This window comes from Plantactinospora sp. ZYX-F-223, from assembly GCF_039649625.1.
Lineage (GTDB): Bacteria > Actinomycetota > Actinomycetes > Mycobacteriales > Micromonosporaceae > Plantactinospora.
In genome coordinates this window covers 70,337-89,327 of record NZ_JBDJAV010000010.1, presented here as the reverse complement: position 1 = coordinate 89,327, position 18,991 = coordinate 70,337, and the positions used below count along the sequence as shown (strand labels likewise).

Genomic DNA, 18,991 nt, shown 5'->3' with positions numbered 1-18,991 from the left:
CCGGAATGACGGCTGGTCATACCGTCGGTAGGCTGGGCGGCATGACCGCCAAGGTGACCCTCTCGTTTTCGGACGAGACGATCGAAGAGGCGCGGCGCTTCGCGAAACGGGACGGCATGTCGCTTTCCGCCTGGATCGACCAGGCCGCCCGGGAGAAGGCGCTCCGCGAGGTCTTCGCCGCGCACGCCGCGGCCGTCGGCCGGGCCCGCCTGGACATCGAGGCCGCCGCCATCGCCGACGCCCAGGAGGCCGCACTGGTCGACGCGGCTCTCGGCAGGCGTCCGAGTGAACCTTCGTCAACCTCCCCTCGCGGTCCGGCGGACCGCGAGGTCGGACGCGGCGCCTGAGCGCCGCGCGATTCAGGGTGAAGAAGGTTCAGTGCTGCGTAGAGGCGAGATCTGGCGGATCGACGGGGCGCGGTCCCGGCTCGGCCTGGTGATCAGCTCCGACGTATACAACTCCACCGACGTGCCGATCGTGATCGTCGCCGAGGTGGTGGACTCCGAACTGCTCCGGGATTCCCCGCTCGCCGTCACCATGGGCGAATTCGTGGTGATGCCCGACCGGCTCTCGTCGCCGATGAAGAAGTGGTTCACCGAGTGCGTCGGGGTCGCCGACGCCGACACCATGTTCCGGGTCAGCCGGGCGCTGCGTATCCTCCAGGGCATCTGAGCGGGGCGACGGATCTCACCATCCGCCGGGGCCCGCCGTGCGCCGACCGTTGCCGGTCCGACTTCGAGTGCGAACCGCCGGGAAACCCCGCGCTCCTACTTTCGGGCGGCATGACTAGTACTGCCGCCGCTACCGGCCCGACGGCCGATCCCGGGACCGACAGCACGGCCTCCGCCCCGGCGGCGGCCGGCCTCGGCACCCTTCCGCCGCCGGAGACCGCCGCCGCACCGGTGACCGCCCGTCGGCACCAGCTCGACGACTGGCGGCCCGAGGACCCCGAATTCTGGCGTACGACCGGAGCGCCGATCGCCCGCCGCAACCTGATCGTCTCGATCGCCTCCGAGCACATCGGCTTCTCGGTGTGGAGCCTCTGGTCCGTCCTGGTGCTCTTCCTCGGCCCGGAGTACGGGATCGACCCGGCGGGGAAGTTCCTGCTGACCGCCGTACCGGCGGCGCTGGGCGCGACGCTGCGGCTGCCGTACACCCTGGCGGTGGCCCGGTTCGGCGGGCGGAACTGGACGATCGTCAGCGCGCTGCTGCTGCTGGTGCCGGCGGTGCCGATGGCGATCCTGATCGAGCCGGGGGTGTCCTACGGCACGCTGATGCTGCTGGCCTGTCTGGCCGGGGTCGGCGGCGGGAACTTCGCCTCCTCGATGGCGAACATCAACCTCTTCTATCCGCAGCGGCTCAAGGGCTGGGCGCTGGGCCTGAACGCCGGCGGCGGCAACATCGGGGTGGCCGCCGTCCAGCTCGTCGGGCTGGCGGTGCTGGCCACGGCCGGTGCCGCGTACCCGCGCCTGGTGCCGGCGATCTACCTCCCGCTGATCGTGCTCGCCGCGCTGGCCTCGGCCCGGTACATGGACAACATCACCGGGGTCCGCAACGAGCGGGGGGCGATCCGGGAGGCGGCCCGGGACCCGCACGCCTGGGTGATGTCCGTGCTCTACATCGGCACCTTCGGCTCGTTCATCGGCTTCGGCTTCGCCTTCGGGCAGGTGCTGCTGGTGCAGTTCGGCGACCGGTTCGGCACCCCGCTCGACGCGGCGTACCTGACCTTCCTCGGGCCGCTGGTCGGCTCGCTGATCCGGCCGGTCGGCGGCCACCTGGCCGACCGGTACGGCGGGTCCCGGGTGACCCTCGCGACCTTCGCCGCCATGGCGGGCGGCGCCGGACTGGTCTACTACGCCTCCCGGGAGCGCTCGCTGACCCTCTACCTGATCGGGTTCATCGGGCTCTTCGTGCTCTCCGGGGTGGGCAACGGATCGACGTACAAGATGATCCCGGCGATCTTCCGGGCCAAGGCGGCCCGGGCGGTGGCGGCCGGCGAGCTGGATCCGGACGCCGCGCAGCGCCGGGCGTGGCGGCTCTCCGGTGCCCTGATCGGGATCGCCGGGGCGGTCGGCGCGTTCGGGGGCGTACTGGTCAACATCGCCTTCCGGCAGTCGTTCCTGGCGTACCAGTCGGCCGACGCCGCCTACCTGGCCTTCATCGCCTGGTACGCCCTCTGCCTCGTGGTGACCTGGGTGGTCTACCTCCGCCCGTCGCCGGGCCGCCTCGCCGGGGTGTGAGACCCCCGGCCGGGCTGCGGCGGGGCCTCCGGGCTATCGTTCCGGTGGAGGCGGAGGTCCTGCCGTCGCCCAGCCCGCCGGGGGGTGTCCCGTTTTGACCCCGGCACCGGCGACCAGGTATCGTTGCCTGCTGTTGTGTGACACCCAAGTTTTCACGTGACATCCGCGGGCGTGCCTCTCCCGGGTACGCTTGGTCGTTTGTGCGTGCCTGGCGACCGGTGCGCGACCCCAGACCGACGACGAGACAAGGTAGACCTGTGCGTACGTACAGCCCGAAGCCGGGTGAAATCGAGCGTCAGTGGCACGTCATCGACGCGTCAGACGTCGTGCTGGGCCGTCTGGCCACCCACGTTGCCACGCTGCTGCGCGGCAAGCACAAGCCGACTTTCGCGCCGCACGTCGACACCGGTGACTTCGTCGTCGTGGTGAACGCGGGCAAGGTGGCGCTGACCGGCAACAAGCGGCACACCAAGGTCGCCTACCGTCACTCCGGCTACCCCGGCGGTCTGAAGCAGGTCGGCTACGACGAGCTGCTGACCAAGCGTCCCGACCGGGCCATCGAGCTGGCCGTCAAGGGCATGCTCCCGCACAACAAGCTCGGCCGTAAGCTGATCAAGAAGCTGAAGGTCTACGCCGGTGCCGAGCACCCGCACGCCGCGCAGCAGCCGGTGCCGTTCGAGATCAAGCAGATCGCGCAGTGAGCGCGGGCGAAGGAAACAGCATGACCGACACCATCGCGACCGCCGAAGCCCCGGTGCCCGCCCCGGTGGCCCGGGCTCCTCGTGGCGACCGGCCGATCCAGACCGTGGGCCGCCGCAAGGAGGCGATCGTCCGGGTCCGGATCGTCCCCGGCAGCGGCAAGATCACCTGCAACGGTCGTGACCTGGAGGCGTACTTCCCGAGCAAGGTGCACCAGCAGCTGATCAAGGAGCCGCTGGTCACCGCCGAGAAGGCCGAGGCGTTCGACATCATCGCCAACCTGCGGGGCGGCGGCACCACCGGCCAGGCCGGCGGGCTGCGGCTGGCCATCGCGCGGGCGCTGATCGCCAACGACCCCGACGACCGCCCGGCGCTGAAGAAGGCCGGCTTCCTCACCCGGGACGCCCGGGAGAAGGAAAGCAAGAAGTACGGCCTCAAGAAGGCCCGCAAGGCGCCCCAGTACTCCAAGCGCTGATCAGCGGCAACACCTTGTCCGTCTGACGTACGGCCGGAAACCGCCCCCTTCCGCGGTGGCGGTGTCCGGCCGTTTCGTTGTTCTCTACTGGTGCGCTTCCCGGAGGTTTCGCGCATGGGGCGGCTGTTCGGCACTGACGGCGTACGCGGACGCGCGAACGCCGACCTCACTCCCGAGTTGTCACTCGCGGTCGCGGTGGCGGCCGCGCACACCCTCGCCGAGCAGGACCGGAGCCATCCGCCGCTCGCCGTGGTGGGCCGGGACACCCGGGCCAGTGGCGAGATGCTGGAGGCGGCGGTGGTGGCCGGGCTGACCAGCGCCGGAGCCAACGTGGTCCGGGTCGGTGTGCTGCCGACGCCGGGGGTGGCGTTCCTGGTCGGCGAGGCGAAGGCCGACTTCGGGGTGATGCTCTCGGCCTCGCACAACCCGATGCCGGACAACGGGATCAAGCTCTTCGCGGCCGGTGGGCACAAGCTCCCCGACGACGTCGAGCTGAAGATCGAGGCCGCCGTCGAGGCGAACGGCTCGGCCGGCTGGCAGCGGCCGACCGGTGCCGGCGTGGGCCGGGTGCACGACCTGCTCGACGGGGCCGAACACTACGTCCAGCACCTGGTCGGCACGATCCCGCACCGGCTCGACGGGCTGAAGGTCGTCGTCGACTGCGCCAACGGCGCCGCCTCGGAGGTCGCCCCGGTGGCGTACCGGGAGGCCGGTGCCGAGGTGATCGCCATCCACGCCGAGCCGGACGGGCTCAACATCAACGACGACTGCGGTTCGCAGCACCTCGACAACCTGCGGGCCGCCGTGTTGGAGCACGGCGCCGACCTCGGCATCGCGCACGACGGCGACGCCGACCGGTGCGTGGCGATCGCCGCCGACGGCAGCGAGGTGGACGGCGACCAGATCATGGCGATCCTGGCACTGGCCATGCGGGAGGCCGGCACGCTGACCCAGGACACCCTGGTCGCGACCGTGATGAGCAACCTCGGGCTGCGGCTCGCCATGTCCGCCGCCGGCATCCGGCTGGTCGAGACCAAGGTCGGCGACCGGTACGTGCTGGAGGAGTTGCGCGCCTCCGGGCTGGCGCTGGGCGGCGAGCAGAGCGGGCACCTGGTGCTGCCGGCGTACGCGACCACCGGCGACGGCGTCCTCACCGGGCTGCACCTGATGTCCCGGGTGGCGGCCACCGGCCGTACCCTCGCCGAGCTGGCCTCGGTGGTGACCAAGCTGCCACAGGTGTTGATCAACGTGCCGGTCGCGGACCGGACCGTCGGAGCCGGCGCTCCCGCCGTACTCGGCGCGGTGCAGCGGGCCGAGGCCGAGCTGGGCGAGACCGGTCGGGTGCTGCTCCGCCCCTCCGGCACCGAGCCGCTGGTCCGGGTGATGGTCGAGGCGCCCACCCTGGAGCTGGCCCAGGAGGTCGCGGAGCGGATCGCCGCCGAGGTGCGTACCGCCAGCCCGGTGCCGGCGTAGGCCGGCGGGCGGCGGAGCGGAGCTGGCTGGCCCGGGCCAGGGTGAAGCCCACGCTCCGACGGTACGCGGCCGGGGCCCGGCGACCGAGCCGGGTGATCTCCTGCCCGCCGACGACGACCGATCCGGAGTCGGCCGGTTCGATCGCCCCGACCAGGTGCAGCAGGGTCGACTTGCCGAGGCGGACCTGGCCTTCCTCGACGACGCCGAGGCGGCGCTGCTCGACGGTGCCCAGATCCGCATCCCAGCCGCGCGACTGGCCAGCGCCGGTGCCGTACCCGACGGCCGCGGCGCGGGGCTGGCGGAGGGCGCCTGAATGTCGGCGGGGATGCGGTCAGGCTGGTGCGCCGCCGAGCGCGCGTAGCCGGGTCACCGCCTCGGCCAGCACCTCCGGGCGTTTGCAGAAGGCGAACCGGACCAGTCGCCGGCCCGCCTCGACGTCGTCGTAGAAGACCTGCGTCGGCACGGCGACCACCCCGCAGCGCTCCGGCAGCGAGCGGCAGAACTCCACCCCGTCCCGCCCGCCCAGCGCGGTGATGTCGGCGGTGACGAAGTAGGTCCCCTCCGGGACCAGTACCTCGAAGCCGGCCTCGACCAGCCCGGCGCCGAGCTGGTCCCGCCGGGCCTGGAGATCGGCCCGGTAACCGTGGTAGTAGCCGTCCGGCAGGGCCAGGGCCACCGCGACCGCCGGTTGTAGTGGCGCGCCATTGACAAAGGTGAGGAACTGCTTGACCCGCATCGTCGCCGCGACCAGCGGGGCCGGGCCGCTGGCCCAGCCGACCTTCCAGCCGGTGCAGGAGAACGTCTTGCCCGCCGAGGAGACCCGCAGGGTGCGTTCCCACATGCCCGGCAGGGTGGCCAGCGGGATGTGCGGGCCGCCGGCATCGGTGAAGACCAGGTGCTCGTACACCTCGTCGGTGACGGCGAGGGTGTCGAACTCCTGGCACAGCCGCGCGATCAGCGCCAGCTCGTCGGCGTCGAAGACCTTGCCGGTCGGGTTGTGCGGCGAGTTGAGTAGCACCAGCCGGGTCCGTGGCCCGAAGGCGGCCCGCAGCTCCGCCGGGTCGAAGGCGTACCGGCCGCCGTCGACCGGGCGGAGGGTGACCGGCCGCCGGACCGCGCCGGCCAGCGCGATCGAGGCGGCGTACGAGTCGTAGTACGGCTCGAAGCAGACCACCTCGTCGCCGGCCTCGCAGAGTCCGAGGATCGCCGCCGCGATCGCCTCGGTCGCCCCGGCGGTGACCAGCACCTGCCCGTCCGGGTCGTAGTCCAGCCCCCAGAACCGGCGCTGATGTGCGGCGACCGCGGCGCGCAGTGCCGGGATGCCTGGACCGGGCGGGTACTGGTTCTGCCCGCCGCGCAGCGCCTCCGCCGCCGCGGCCAGCATCTCGGGCGGCCCGTCCGTGTCCGGAAAGCCCTGACCCAGGTTGACCGCGCCGGTGCGCACCGCCAGCGCCGACATCTCCGCGAAGATGGTGGTGCCGAACGGGCGCATCCGGCGGACCAGGGGATCGGAGTCCGTTGTCGTCGTCACCCCGTCACCCTAGAGGCGTGGTGCGCGGTCGTGTCAGCTCCCGAAGTCCGAGCAGGTGACGGTCGCGTAGTTGCCGCTGGAGCTCTTGGCGGCGGTGGACTGGCCGTCAACCGTGATCTTGCAGGAGATGTCCCCGGAACCGCCGCCGGTGCGGATCGCCACCACCGTCTTCAGCTCGTCCTCGGGAATCTTGACCTCCTTTTTCCACGGCAGGTCGACCGAGGGCGAGTGCACCTGCTTGCCGGCACCGTCGATGTAGGAGAGTGCGACCCGGCCGTCCCCGGTCACCTCGTAGACCACCGTCTGACCGCCGCTGCCCGGGTCGCCGCCGTCCGTACCGTCGGAGCTGGACGGGGTCGGGGTGGCGTCGAGGCCGGTCTCCACCGTCTTCCGCACCTGGTCCATGAACGACAGCGGGCCGAGGCAGATCCCGACGCAGGCGATCAGCACGACCACCACCACGGCCACGATCACGATGATCATGGTCTTGTTGCTCTTCTTCGGCGGTGCGGGCGGGAACGGCCCACCCGGGTAGCCGGGCTGCGCTGGTTGTCCGGGCTGTCCGTATCCGGGGTAGCCGCCGGCGCCGGCCGCCGCGTACTGGTCGCCGGGCCCGGGCGGGCCGGACTGCGGCGGGTAGACGCCGTAACCGGCGTCCTGCTGGTTCGGCGCCCCGCTGGTGGGGTATGGCGTGGCTGGTGGGCCGGACTGCGGCGGGTACGCCGGGCCGGCACCGTAGGGCGGGGCCGGCGGCTGGCCCGGGCCGGGCTGCTGTGCCGGGGCGTACGGGTTCGGCTGCTGGGGCTGGCCGTACGGGTTCGGCTGCTGCGGCTGGCCGTACGGGTTGGGCTGCTGGGGCTGGCCGTACGGGTTGGGCTGCTGCGGCTGGCCGTACCCGGCCGCCTGCGGTGGCTGGCCCCAGGTCGGCTGCCCGTACGGGGCGGGCTGCTGCTGCGGCTGGCCGTACGCGCCCGGTTGGGCCGGCGGCTGCCCGTACGTCGTCGGCTGCACCGGCTGTCCGTAGCCGGACGGCTGCCCGGGCTGAGGCTGCTGCGGCGGGGCGTACCTCGTCGTCGGGGCGTCGTCCTCCTCGGCCGGGTTCTCCGGCTGGGGCTGCTGCGGCGGGCCGAACTTCGTCGTCGGCGGCTCGTACTCGGCTGAGGGATCGTACGGGTTGTGCGGGGGCGGCGAGTCGGTCATCGGGTCTGGCTCCAGATATGGCGGACAGCAGGGGCGCGGCGACGGGGAGGGGCGGGCGCCGGAGGAGATGGCAGCGAATGCGCCAGTCACGGTACCCCGTCACCGCTGGCCGCGATGTACCGGTGAAGCCTGGGCAGGCCAGCCGAGCGGCCGTTCGTCCGGTTGTGGCGGCGGGTCAGGATACCGAGCAGGATCAGTGATCGAACAAGCACCTTTCGAGCAGGCCAGATGAGCGAACTTAGGTTAGGCTGCGGGCCATGTGCGGAATCGTGGGTTACACCGGCGCCAGGCCGGCGCTGGGCATCGTGCTGGACGGGTTGCGGCGGCTGGAGTACCGCGGCTACGACTCGGCCGGCGTGGCGGTCGTCTGCGAAGGCGAGCTGCTGACCGAGAAGAAGGCCGGCAAGCTGGCCAACCTGGAGAAGGTGCTGGCCGAGCGGTCGGCGACCGACGACGGCGCCGCGGCACTCGGCATCGGCGCCGGGACCACCGGCATCGGGCACACCCGGTGGGCCACCCACGGCGGGCCCACCGACCGCAACGCCCACCCGCACCGGGCCACCGACGGCCGGGTGGCCGTGATCCACAACGGCATCATCGAGAACTTCGCCAAGCTCCGCGCCGAGCTGGAGGCCGACGGCGTCGAGTTCACCAGCGACACCGACACCGAGTGCGCCGCGCACCTGCTCGCCGGCGAGCTGCACCGGCTGCGCGCCGCCGGTGAGCCCGACGGGCCGGCCCTGCTGGCCGCCGCGATGCGCCAGGTCTGCCAGCGGCTGGAGGGCGCCTTCACGCTGCTCGCGGTGGACGCCGCGATCCCCGGCGCGGTGGTCGGGGCCCGGCGCAACTCGCCGCTGGTGGTCGGGCGCGGGGTCGGGGAGAACTACCTGGCCAGCGACGTATCCGCGTTCATCGAACACACCCGGGACGCGGTCGAGCTGGGCCAGGACCAGGTCGTCCTCATCACCGGGGACGCCATCGAGATCACCGACTTCACCGGTGCACCCGCCACCGGCAAGGACTTCCACATCGACTGGGACGCCTCGGCCGCCGAGAAGGGCGGCTACGACTACTTCATGCTGAAGGAGATCGCCGAGCAGCCGCAGGCGATCGCCGACACCCTGCTCGGCCGGCTCAAGGAGACCGGCGAGATCGTGCTCGACGAGGTCCGCCTCTCCGACCAGGACCTGCGGGACGCCGACAAGATCTTCATCGTCGCCTGCGGCACCTCGTACCACGCCGGGATGGTGGCGAAGTACGCCATCGAGCACTGGACCCGGATCCCCTGCGAGGTCGAGCTGGCCAGCGAGTTCCGCTACCGCGACCCGGTGCTCGACCGGTCCACCCTGGTGGTGGCGATCTCCCAGTCCGGCGAGACCATGGACACCCTGATGGCACTCCGACACGCCAAGGAGCAGAAGGCCCGGGTGCTGGCGATCTGCAACACCAACGGCTCCACCATCCCGCGCGAGTCCGACGCGGTGCTCTACACCCACGGCGGTCCCGAGGTCGCGGTCGCCTCGACCAAGGCGTTCCTCACCCAGGTGGTGGCCTGCTATCTGATCGGCCTGCACCTGGCCCAGGTCCGTGGCATCAAGTACGCCGACGAGGTCGCCGCGGTGGTGGACCAGCTCCAGGAGATGCCGGACAAGCTGCGGGAGCTGCTCGCCGGCATCGAGCCGGTCCGGGAACTCGCCCGGGACCTCAAGGCGGCCCCCACGGTGCTCTTCATCGGCCGGCACGTCGGCTTCCCGGTCGCCCTGGAGGGCGCGCTCAAGCTCAAGGAACTCGCCTACATGCACGCCGAGGGGTTCGCGGCGGGCGAGTTGAAGCACGGGCCCATCTCGCTGATCGACCAGGGCACCCCGGTGGTCTGCATCGTGCCCTCCCCGGCCGGGCGGGGCATGCTGCACGACAAGATCGTCTCCAACATCCAGGAGATCCGCGCCCGGGGTGCCCGCACCATCGTGATCGCCGAGCAGGGCGACGAGGCGGTGACGCCGTACGCCGACCACCTGATCTACGTACCGCGCACCCCGACCCTGCTGGCCCCGCTGGTGACCACGGTGCCGTTGCAGGTGCTCGCCTGCGAGATCGCCGCCGCCCGGGGGCACGACGTCGACCAGCCGCGCAACCTGGCCAAGTCGGTCACCGTGGAGTGAGCCGGTCACCGTGGCATGCGCTGTGGCGCCCGCCGGTAGGGTGAGGCGGTGATCGTCGCAGTCGGCATCGACGTCGTACTGGTGGATCGGTTCGCCCGGGCGCTGGCCCGCACCCCGTTGCTGGCCGATCGGCTCTTCACCGAGGCGGAACGCGCCACCGGGTCGGGCGGTCCGCGCTCGGCCGAGTCGCTGGCCGCCCGGTTCGCGGCGAAGGAGGCGGTGGCCAAGGCGCTGGGCGCGCCGGTCGGGCTGCGCTGGCACGACTGCGAGGTGGTCGCCGACCCGGACGGGCGGCCGTGGCTGACCGTCTCCGGCACGGTCGCCGCCGCCGCCACCGAACGCGGGGTGCAGCGCTGGCACCTGTCGCTGTCGCACGACGGCGGGATCGCCTCGGCGATGGTGGTGGCGGAGCGATGAGGGCCGCGTGGCGGGTGGCGGACGTACGCGCCGCCGAGCACTCCCTGATGGCCACCCTGCCGGCCGGCACCCTGATGCGGCGTGCCGCCGGTGGGCTGGCCGGGCACTGCGCCCGGCTGCTCGCCGAGCGGGGTGGCGGGGTGTACGGCGCCCGGGTGCTGCTGCTGGTCGGCTCCGGCGACAACGGCGGCGACACCCTCTACGCGGGTGCCCGGCTCGCCGGCCGGGGCGCGGCGGTGAGTGCCGTGCTGCTGGCGCCCGAGCGGGTGCACCAGGGCGGCCTGGCCGCGCTGCGGGCGGCCGGCGGGCGGGTGGTCGACGGGCTGCCGGACCGGGCCGACCTGGTGCTGGACGGGATCGTCGGGATCGGCGGCTCGGGCGGGCTGCGCGAGCCGGCGGCCCGGCTGGTCGCCGAGCTGCCCGGCCTGACCGGCCGGTCCGGGGACCGGCCGCCGGTGGTGGCGGTGGACGTGCCGAGTGGGGTCGAGGTGGACACCGGCGAGGTGCCGCGCTCGGTCGGCCGGCCCAGCACGGTGACCGCCGACCTCACGGTCACCTTCGGCTGCCTGAAGCCGGCCCTGGTGGTCGGCCCGGCCGCACCCCGGGCCGGGCGGGTCGAGCTGGTCGACATCGGGCTCGGCCCGTGGCTGCGGGCCACTCCGGCGGTACGGGTCACCGAGTGGTCGGACGTGCGCGACTGGTGGCCCCGGCTCGGTCCCGAGGAGGAGAAATACAGCCGGGGCGTGGTCGGCCTGGCCACCGGTTCGGCGACGTACCCGGGCGCGGCGGTGCTCTCGGTCGGTGGCGCGGTCGCCGGACCGACCGGCATGATCCGGTACGCCGGTGGCGCCCGTGCCGAGGTGCTGCGCCGCTATCCCTCGGTGGTCGCCGCCGAGCGGGTCAACGACGCCGGCCGGGTGCAGGCCTGGGTCTGCGGTTCCGGGCTCGGCACCGACGAGCGGGCCGCGACTGAGCTGCGCTGCGTACTCGCCGCGCCGGTGCCGGTGGTGCTCGACGCGGACGCGCTCACCCTGCTGGTGGACGGCTCGATGGCCGAGCGGCTGCGGGAGCGGGACGCGCCGATCGTGGTCACCCCGCACGACCGCGAGTACGCCCGGCTCTGCGGCGAGCCGCCCATGGACCGGGTCGCCGCCGCGCTGCAACTCGCCACCTGGATGAACGCGGTGGTGCTGCTCAAGGGTGACCGGACGGTGATCGCCACCCCGGACGGGCGGGCCTTCGCCAACCCGACCGGCACCCCGGCACTCGCCACCGGCGGCACCGGCGACGTGCTGGCCGGGTTGCTCGGTTCGCTGCTCGCCGCCGGTCTGCCGGCGGAGCGGGCGGCGGCCGCCGCGGCGTACCTGCACGGGCTGGCCGGGCAGGAGGCGGCCCGGCGCGGGCCGGTGACCGCCGACGACGTGGCGGCCGCGCTGCGCCCGGTGATCGCCAGGCTGCCCCGGTGACCGGCCAAGTGTCCTGGTCGCGCCACCCGGGGCCATTTCGATCTACCGTTCAGTAGGCTGAGCGCATGTGGCAGGCCGAGGTACGCGTCGACCTTGACGCGATCCGCGACAACGTGTCCCGACTGCGGGCCGGGACGAGTGCCGAGCTGATGGCCGTGGTCAAGGGCGACGCGTACGGCCACGGCATGCTGCCGGTCGCCGGGGCGGCGCTCGACGCCGGGGCGGACTGGCTGGGCGTCTGCACCCTGGACGAGGCGTTGACGCTGCGCCGGGGCGGGATCACCGCACCGGTGCTGGCCTGGTTGCTGGCGCCCGGGCTGCCGCTGCACGAGGGGGTGACCGCCGGGATCGACCTGGCCGCCGCCAGCCTCGGCCAGCTCGCCGAGCTGGTCGCCGCCGCCGAGCGGGCCGATCGGCCGGTCCGGGCCCACCTCAAGATCGACACTGGCCTGTCCCGGGGCGGCGCGACCCTGGACGACTGGCCCGAGCTGCTCGACGCGGCGGCGAAGGCCCAGGCCGACGGGTTGATCGAGGTGGTCGGGCTGTGGAGCCACCTGGTCCACGCCGACGCGCCCACGCACGCCACCACCGACCGGCAGCTCGCGGTCTTCGGCGAGGGGCTGGCCCTGGCCGAGCGGGCCGGGCTGCGCCCCCGCTACCGGCACCTGGCCAACTCGGCGGCCACGCTGACCCGGCCCGACACCCACTTCGACCTGGTCCGTCCCGGCATCGCGATGTACGGGCTGTCGCCGGTGCCCGGCGAGCAGTTCGGGCTGCGGCCGGCGATGACCGCCCGGGCCCGGGTGACGCTGACCAAGCGGGTACCGGCCGGCACCGGGGTCTCCTACGGGCACTCCTACCACACGGAGCGGGAGACGACGCTGGCCGTCGTGCCACTGGGCTACGCCGACGGGGTACCCCGGCACGCCTCCAACGTCGGCCCGGTCCAGCTCGCCGGTGCCCGGCGCCGGATCGCCGGCCGGGTCTGCATGGACCAGATCATGCTGGACTGCGGCGACGACCCGGTCGCCCCGGGCGACGTGGCGACCCTCTTCGGCAGCGGCGCGGACGGTGCACCCACCGCCGACGACTGGGCCGAGGCGATCGGCACCATCAACTACGAGATCGTCACTCGATTCGGCGGGGTCCGGGTGCCCCGGGTGTACGACGGGCAGCAGCGGTGAGCCCCGCCAAGCGGTTCGCCCCGCCCCGGGTACCGGTGCAGCGGCAGCCGTCCCGGCGTACCCCGAGCCGGACCGGGCTGTTCCGGGTCGCCGGCATCATCGGCGCGGCGGCCGGGGTCGCGGCGGCCGGTATCGCCGCCGGGGTGGCCGCCGAGCGGGCGGTGGTACGCCGTTCCAAGGCCGCACCCGGCGACCGGTACGCGACGGAGCCGTTCGGGGCGCTGCCCTACGACGAGTCCTGCACCGTCTCCACCACCGACGGCACCGACATCCACGTGGAACTGGTCGGGCCGCCGTCCGGCCCGGAGCGGCCGACCCTGGTCTTCGTGCACGGCTTCTGCCTGGACATGGGGACCTTCCACTTCCAGCGCAAGATCCTTACCGAGCTGGGCGACGACCGGATGGTCTTCTACGACCAGCCGGGGCACGGCCGATCCGGTCGGCTGGAGTCCGGTGAATACCAGCTCCAGGCGCTCGGCGAGACGCTCCGCTCGGTGATCGACCGGACGGCGCCGACCGGTCCGCTGGTGCTGATCGGGCACTCGATGGGCGGCATGACCATCATGGCGTTCGCGGAGCGCTATCCGGAGCTGTTCGCCGAGCGGGTGGTCGGCACCGTGCTGATGGCCACCTCGGGCGGGCTGGTGGCGGAGACGAAGTTCGGCCTGCCGACGATCGTCGCCCGGGCCGGCGCACCGCTGCTGCCGGTGGTCGACAACGCCACCCGGCTGACCGGCAGCGTGATCGACCGGGCCCGCCGCGCCTCGGCCAACCTGGCCTGGTTGCTCACCCGCCGGTACGGCTTCGGCACCCCCACCCCCAGCCCGGCGCTGGTCTCCTACGTGGAGAAGATGAACTCGCGCACCTCCACCGAGACGGTGGCCCGCTATCTGCGCACCATCTACACCCATGCCCGCTATCCGGTGCTGGCCGCACTGCGGGACACTCCGACCCTGGTCATCGTGGGCGAGCGCGACATGATCACGCCGGTCACCCACTCCGAGGAGATCGTCCGCTGGCTGCCGGACGCCGAATACGTCAAGGTGCCCGACAGCGGGCACGTGGTGATGCTGGAACACGCCGACGAGGTCAATACGGCACTGCTGGACTTCCTCGACCGGCTGCCCGGCCGAGGAAGGGACTGAGCTGTCCGGATGAGCGACGCGTTGCGCGGCACCGAACTGGTCCGCGAGCTGCCGACGGTGGCGGACACCCACGAGTTCGGGCGGCGGCTCGGCGAACTGCTCCGCTCCGGGGACCTGCTGGTGCTCACCGGTCCGCTGGGCGCCGGCAAGACCGCCCTGGTGCAGGGGATCGCCGCCGGGCTGGGCGTACTCGGCGACATCACCTCGCCGACCTTCGTGATCGCCCGGGTGCACCGGCCCGATCCGGCCCGGGGCGGCCGGGCCACGCTGGTGCACGCCGACGCGTACCGGCTGGGCGACGCGGTCGACCCCCGGGCCGAGATCGACGACCTCGATCTGGACGCTTCGGTGGACGAGGCGGTCACCGTGGTCGAGTGGGGCGAGGGCATGGTCGAGCACCTGGTCGACACGCACCTGCGGGTGGTCATCGACCGGCGGGACGACGACACCCGGCGCATCGAGCTGGTGCCGTTCGGCGGTGACTGGGCCGACCGGCTCGCCGAGCTGCGCTGAAGAGGTGCGCCGCGCCGCGCTGAGAAGGGGCGCCGTACCGGAATTTCCCGGTGTCGTACCGGACTTCTAGAGTGCGGGAAACGACCGTGGCGCTCGAGAGGTTACCGATGACCCTGGATCTTCCGGCCCTGCTGCCTCCGGCCTGGCGGGCGGCGCTGGACCCGCATCTCGACCCGGCCCAGACCGCCGCGTTGGCCGAGTTCGTCGCCGGGGAATACGCGACCCAGACCGTCTTCCCGCCGATGGAGGACCTCTTCGCGGCCTACCGGCTCTGCGCGCCGGAGGACTGCCGGGTGCTGATCCTCGGCCAGGACCCTTACCACAAGGCGGGGCAGGCGCACGGGCTCAGCTTCAGCGTCCGCGACGGCGTCTCGGTGCCACCGTCGCTGCGTAACGTCTTCAAGGAGCTGGCCGACGACCTCGGGGTGCCAATGTCGCGCAGCGGCAATCTGACCCGCTGGGCTAACCAGGGCGTGCTACTGCTCAACGCGGTGCTGACCGTCCGGCAGGCGACCCCGGGCTCGCACGGCAACAAGGGCTGGGAGGCATTCACCGACGCCACCATCAAGGCCCTCGACGCCCGTCCGGAGCGGATCGTCTTCCTGCTCTGGGGCGGATACGCACGCAAGAAGGCCGCGCTGGTCACCAATCCGGCGCACGTGGTGCTGGAGGCCGGCCACCCGAGTCCGATGAACCCTCGCGGTTTCCTCGGCAGCCGCCCCTTCAGCGCCTGCAACAAGGCGCTCGCCGACGCCGGCCGGCCCACCGTCGACTGGGACCTGTCAGCCCGCTGAGCAGGCGTGTCGGGCCCGCCACCGCCGCATCAGGTCGGCGGTGGCGGGCTCGGTCACCTCGACCAGGGCGAGCGGCACCACCCGGTAGCTCCGGTCGTCGTGCCGGACCTCGATCGCCTCCGGCAGTTCGTCAGCCATGCTGGCCCGCAGCACCCCACCGACCACCTGCCATCGGTGCTCGCCGGGTTCGCGCGGGTCGGTGGGCAGGTAGCCGAATTCCTCCCACCGTGGGTTCCAGCGCTGGGCGTAGTAGCGCTCGAGCCAGCCCGCGAACCGCTCGGCGTCCCGCCAGGCCACCGCGATCTCCAGGTCGTCCACCGGCGCCTCAAGATGACTCGGTGGTATCACGCTCGCCGCCGATGTCGGTCCGGCGGGCGGAGGTGAGCGGCGCGACCGGCACCCATGCCGCCCCGGGTCGTGCCCGGCGTCGACGACCGCCCGGTTAGGGTGCCTATGTGCTCGTACTCGTGCTGGACTCCTCGACCCCGGCGGTGACCGCCGCGCTGGCGGAGGTCACCGCCGACACGGTCGCGCTGCGCGGTGAGCGCAGCGTCGTCGACGCCCGGGCCCACGGTGAACTGCTCGCGCCGCAGGTCTCCGAGGTGCTCGCCGAGGCCGGTGCCCGCCCGGCCGACCTGACCGCCGTGGTGGCCGGGGTCGGGCCCGGGCCGTTCACCGGGCTGCGGGTCGGCCTGGTCACCGCGGCGAGCATGGGACAGGTGCTGGGCATCCCCACCTACGGCGTGCCCTCCCTCGACGCCATCGGGCACGCCGCGACCCAGCCGCGATCGGGGGCGGCTCCCGAGGTGGGACCGGTGCTGGCAGCCACCGACGCCCGGCGCCGGGAGATCTACTGGGCCGTCTACGACCTGGCCGGCGAGCGGCTGGCCGGGCCCGAGGTCGACACCCCGGCCGCCGTCGCCGAGCGGGCCCGGGAACTGGGCGTCCAGGTCGCGGTCGGCGAGGGGGCCCGCCGGTACGCCGACATCCTCGGACTGCCGCCGCGAGCCGGGCTGGACTACCCCCCGCCGTACGCCCTGGCGGAGCTGGCGGCCGAGCGGGTCCGGGCCGGCGCCCCCGGTGACCCGCTCACGCCGCTCTACCTGCGCCGGCCGGACGCCGTGGCGGCGGCCGGACGCAAGCCGGTCTTACCGTGAGGGCAGTGGTCGATGAGGGCAGGGCTCGGATGACCAGGCTGGGCCCGTTCCGCTGGTGGCACATCTCCGAAGCGCTGCCGATCGAGGCGGACCTGTTCGGTGCCGAGCAGTGGTCGGCGGCGATGTTCTGGAACGAGCTGGCGAACGGCCACCACTATCTGGCGGCGCTGGACGACACCGACGCACTCGTCGGCTATGCCGGCCTCGCCGTCGCGCCGCCGGACGAGGCCTGGGTGCAGAACGTGGCGGTACGCCGGGACGCCCAGCGCACCGGCATCGGCCGGATGCTGCTGACCGAGCTGCTGGCCGAGGCGACCCGGCGGGGCGTACGCCGGGTACTGCTGGAGGTGGCGGTGGACAACGCACCGGCGCAGCGCCTCTACGCGACGTACGGCTTCGAGCCGGTCGGCGTGCGGCGCGGCTACTACCAACCGAGCAACACCGATGCGCTGGTGATGCAGGTCGAACTGGAGCGGGCGAACGATGGCTGACGAACCCCTGATCCTCGGGATCGAGACGTCCTGTGACGAGACCGGCGTCGGCGTCGTACGCGGGCACACCCTGCTCGCCGACGCGCTGGCGTCCAGTGTGGACGAGCACGCCCGGTTCGGCGGGGTGGTGCCCGAGGTGGCCAGCCGGGCGCACCTGGAGGCGATCGTGCCGACCATGCGCCGCGCGCTGGATGACGCCGGGGTGACCCTGGCCGACATCGACGCGATCGCCGTCACCGCCGGTCCCGGGCTGGCCGGCGCGCTGCTGGTCGGGGTGGCCGCCGCCAAGGGCTACGCGCTGGCCGCCGAAAAGCCGGTGTACGGGGTGAACCACCTGGCCGCGCACGTCGCGGTGGACACCCTGGAACACGGCCCGCTGCCCGAGCCGGCGATCGCGCTGCTGGTCTCCGGCGGACACTCCTCGCTGCTGCTGGTGGACGACCTGGCCACCGGGGTCACCCCGCTCGGCGCCACCATCGACGACGCCGCCGGAGAGGCGTTCGACAAGGTGGCCCGGCTGCTCGGGCTGCCTTTCCCGGGCGGCCCGCCGATCGACCGAGAGGCGCGGTCCGGCGCTCCGGACGCGATCGCCTTCCCGCGTGGGCTGACCGCGCCGAAGGACCTCGCCGCGCACCGGTTCGACTTCTCGTTCTCCGGGCTCAAGACCGCGGTCGCCCGCTGGGTGGAGGCGAAGCAGCGGGCCGGTGAGCCGGTACCCGTGCCGGACGTGGCCGCCTCGTTCCAGGAGGCGGTCTGCGACGTGCTGACCGGCAAGGCGATCGCGGCCTGCCGGGACCGGGGCATCGAGACGCTGGTGCTCGGCGGTGGGGTCGCGGCGAACTCCCGGCTGCGGGCGCTGGCCGAGGAGCGAGCGGCGAAACACGGCATCCACGTCCGGGTACCCCGGCCGAAACTCTGCACCGACAACGGCGCGATGGTCGCGGCGCTCGGGTCGCACCTGGTGGCCGCCGGGGTGGCCCCGAGCCGGCTGGACCTGCCCGCCGATTCCGCGATGCCGCTCACGATCGTCAGCGTGTAGTGTTCCGGCGGCGTCGAGGGCGGTGAGGAGCGTGATGACCGACGTGATCGTACGGATGTGGGAGGTACGCGCGGAGCGTGCCGGCTTCGCCGACCTGCTCACCTGGGTCTGCGACAGCGCCCTGCCCGAGCTGGAGCACAACCCGCTGCACATCTCCAGCGAGGTCTTCTCCTCCACCGACAACCGGCTGGTGGTCATCTCGAAGTGGCGGGCCAATCCGGTCTCGCTGCCCGACCCACCGGCCCGGATGCTCGCCCGTACCCCACACGTCTGGGACTTCACCCAGGTCGACCGCTGAGCGTCTGAGCATCGCGGCAGCGACGGCCGCTGACCTTCTGTCGCAATCTTGACCACCCACAGTGGTGCTGGGTTCTGCCATCATGGCCAGGTGCAGAGCGGGATGCATCGATATCGGCTGTCCGTGGGATTTCACGGTAGCCGAGCCATCCGCGTCGTCTTCATGGTGTTTCTCGGAGGCATGGCAGCTGGCGCAGCGATATGTGCCGGTACGTTACTGGGGTTGGTGGGGATAGCAATTCTGGCCCCTGGTGATCCGAGTGGCCCTGAGCGATGGGGCTTCCTGCCGATCGTGCTGGCCGTACTGGCCTCCGGGGCGGTCGTGGCATATACCGCGGTGCGGATCACAAGGGTGGTACGTACCGACGCCTGGCTGGAGGGCAGCAGGCTTACGGTACGAGTCGTTCGGGAGCGGACGGTCGAGCTTTCCTACGCCACATCCGTGGCAGTTCGGGTGACCAACAGGCCGCTCATCGGCCCGGTGCGTCGTGCCGGTGTGGTCGGACCAGCCCCAATGATGGCAGTGCTCGTCGTCACCGGCGAGGGTAGGACCGTTCACCTCCGTCTGGCCAACCCGGATGCCATCCAGCTACCACCAGATCAACTATTCGCGCTTGCCAACGCGCTCTCCGTGGCGCGTTGTCCGGGCGCTGTGGAGACCGTCACCTGGCTCCGTGGGGCGGCGGCGAATGCCAGCGCGGGCTGAAC

Annotated in this window: 22 protein-coding genes; 19 read left to right on the top strand and 3 right to left on the bottom strand. The window is 72.7% G+C overall.

Going from position 1 to position 18,991, the window contains the following annotated elements; genetic code table 11:
- The first annotated feature begins 41 nt into the window (after nt 1-41).
- The 7 genes from AAH979_RS12620 (at nt 42) to AAH979_RS12590 (ending at nt 5,200) form a co-directional block, all read left to right on the top strand.
- Entirely contained in the window at nt 42-347 is a 306-nt protein-coding gene (locus AAH979_RS12620) for a DUF6364 family protein (RefSeq protein ID WP_346258274.1), read from the top strand.
- Between the two features lie 31 nt (nt 348-378).
- Complete coding sequence (locus tag AAH979_RS12615) at nt 379-672, top strand: type II toxin-antitoxin system PemK/MazF family toxin (RefSeq protein ID WP_346258273.1); 294 nt, start codon at nt 379-381, stop codon at nt 670-672.
- A gap of 110 nt (nt 673-782) precedes the next feature.
- Complete coding sequence (locus AAH979_RS12610; protein ID WP_346258272.1) at nt 783-2,240, top strand: nitrate/nitrite transporter; 1,458 nt, start codon at nt 783-785, stop codon at nt 2,238-2,240.
- 257 nt (nt 2,241-2,497) lie between these two features.
- A complete protein-coding gene (rplM, locus tag AAH979_RS12605; RefSeq protein ID WP_107260811.1) occupies nt 2,498-2,941 on the top strand; it encodes a 50S ribosomal protein L13 in 444 nt (147 codons plus the stop codon).
- A 20-nt stretch (nt 2,942-2,961) separates the two neighbouring features.
- Nucleotides 2,962-3,414: a 30S ribosomal protein S9 gene (rpsI, locus tag AAH979_RS12600; protein WP_346258271.1), complete on the top strand. Its 453-nt coding sequence runs from the start codon at nt 2,962-2,964 to the stop codon at nt 3,412-3,414.
- Nucleotides 3,415-3,528: 114 nt separating this feature from the next.
- A complete protein-coding gene (gene glmM, locus AAH979_RS12595) occupies nt 3,529-4,887 on the top strand; it encodes a phosphoglucosamine mutase (RefSeq protein WP_346258270.1) in 1,359 nt (452 codons plus the stop codon).
- A 154-nt stretch (nt 4,888-5,041) separates the two neighbouring features.
- A complete protein-coding gene (locus AAH979_RS12590; RefSeq protein WP_346258269.1) occupies nt 5,042-5,200 on the top strand; it encodes a hypothetical protein in 159 nt (52 codons plus the stop codon).
- Nucleotides 5,201-5,218: 18 nt separating this feature from the next.
- On the opposite strand, the gene AAH979_RS12585 is transcribed toward AAH979_RS12590, so the two are convergent.
- Both AAH979_RS12585 and AAH979_RS12580 read right to left on the bottom strand, forming a co-directional pair.
- Entirely contained in the window at nt 5,219-6,418 is a 1,200-nt protein-coding gene (locus tag AAH979_RS12585; protein ID WP_346258268.1) for a pyridoxal phosphate-dependent aminotransferase, read from the bottom strand.
- Between the two features lie 33 nt (nt 6,419-6,451).
- Complete coding sequence (locus AAH979_RS12580) at nt 6,452-7,618, bottom strand: MmpS family transport accessory protein (protein ID WP_346258267.1); 1,167 nt, start codon at nt 7,616-7,618, stop codon at nt 6,452-6,454.
- 257 nt (nt 7,619-7,875) lie between these two features.
- Here AAH979_RS12580 and glmS point away from each other — a divergent pair, with 257 nt between their 5' ends.
- From glmS to AAH979_RS12545, 7 genes are all read left to right on the top strand, one after another.
- Nucleotides 7,876-9,780, top strand: coding sequence for a glutamine--fructose-6-phosphate transaminase (isomerizing) (gene glmS / locus AAH979_RS12575; RefSeq protein ID WP_346258266.1), 1,905 nt, complete (start codon nt 7,876-7,878; stop codon nt 9,778-9,780).
- A gap of 48 nt (nt 9,781-9,828) precedes the next feature.
- Nucleotides 9,829-10,197 (top strand): holo-ACP synthase, encoded by a 369-nt coding sequence (locus AAH979_RS12570; RefSeq protein WP_346258265.1) that lies wholly within the window; start codon nt 9,829-9,831, stop codon nt 10,195-10,197.
- Nucleotides 10,194-11,663, top strand: coding sequence for an NAD(P)H-hydrate dehydratase (locus tag AAH979_RS12565; protein ID WP_346258264.1), 1,470 nt, complete (start codon nt 10,194-10,196; stop codon nt 11,661-11,663). The genes AAH979_RS12570 and AAH979_RS12565 overlap by 4 nt, the downstream gene beginning before the upstream one ends.
- Before the next feature lie 65 nt (nt 11,664-11,728).
- Complete coding sequence (gene alr, locus AAH979_RS12560) at nt 11,729-12,847, top strand: alanine racemase (protein WP_346258263.1); 1,119 nt, start codon at nt 11,729-11,731, stop codon at nt 12,845-12,847.
- A gap of 35 nt (nt 12,848-12,882) precedes the next feature.
- Nucleotides 12,883-13,992 (top strand): alpha/beta hydrolase, encoded by a 1,110-nt coding sequence (locus AAH979_RS12555; RefSeq protein ID WP_346258358.1) that lies wholly within the window; start codon nt 12,883-12,885, stop codon nt 13,990-13,992.
- A 9-nt stretch (nt 13,993-14,001) separates the two neighbouring features.
- Entirely contained in the window at nt 14,002-14,505 is a 504-nt protein-coding gene (gene tsaE, locus AAH979_RS12550) for a tRNA (adenosine(37)-N6)-threonylcarbamoyltransferase complex ATPase subunit type 1 TsaE (RefSeq protein WP_346258262.1), read from the top strand.
- Between the two features lie 107 nt (nt 14,506-14,612).
- Nucleotides 14,613-15,299, top strand: coding sequence for a uracil-DNA glycosylase (locus tag AAH979_RS12545; RefSeq protein ID WP_346258261.1), 687 nt, complete (start codon nt 14,613-14,615; stop codon nt 15,297-15,299).
- Here the strand turns inward: AAH979_RS12545 and AAH979_RS12540 are convergent.
- Complete coding sequence (locus tag AAH979_RS12540; RefSeq protein ID WP_346258260.1) at nt 15,288-15,617, bottom strand: hypothetical protein; 330 nt, start codon at nt 15,615-15,617, stop codon at nt 15,288-15,290. The genes AAH979_RS12545 and AAH979_RS12540 overlap by 12 nt on opposite strands.
- 137 nt (nt 15,618-15,754) lie before the next feature.
- On the opposite strand from AAH979_RS12540, the gene tsaB reads away from it, so the two are divergent.
- The 5 genes from tsaB (at nt 15,755) to AAH979_RS12515 (ending at nt 18,989) form a co-directional block, all read left to right on the top strand.
- On the top strand, nt 15,755-16,456 hold the full coding sequence (gene tsaB, locus AAH979_RS12535) for a tRNA (adenosine(37)-N6)-threonylcarbamoyltransferase complex dimerization subunit type 1 TsaB (protein ID WP_346258259.1): 702 nt from the start codon (nt 15,755-15,757) through the stop codon (nt 16,454-16,456).
- A gap of 29 nt (nt 16,457-16,485) precedes the next feature.
- Nucleotides 16,486-16,947, top strand: coding sequence for a ribosomal protein S18-alanine N-acetyltransferase (gene rimI, locus AAH979_RS12530; RefSeq protein ID WP_346258258.1), 462 nt, complete (start codon nt 16,486-16,488; stop codon nt 16,945-16,947).
- Nucleotides 16,940-17,986, top strand: coding sequence for a tRNA (adenosine(37)-N6)-threonylcarbamoyltransferase complex transferase subunit TsaD (tsaD, locus tag AAH979_RS12525; protein WP_346258257.1), 1,047 nt, complete (start codon nt 16,940-16,942; stop codon nt 17,984-17,986). Before rimI ends, tsaD begins: the two co-directional genes overlap by 8 nt.
- Before the next feature lie 43 nt (nt 17,987-18,029).
- Complete coding sequence (locus AAH979_RS12520) at nt 18,030-18,284, top strand: hypothetical protein (protein ID WP_346258357.1); 255 nt, start codon at nt 18,030-18,032, stop codon at nt 18,282-18,284.
- 90 nt (nt 18,285-18,374) lie between these two features.
- A complete protein-coding gene (locus AAH979_RS12515; protein WP_346258256.1) occupies nt 18,375-18,989 on the top strand; it encodes a hypothetical protein in 615 nt (204 codons plus the stop codon).
- Nucleotides 18,990-18,991 lie beyond the last annotated feature (2 nt).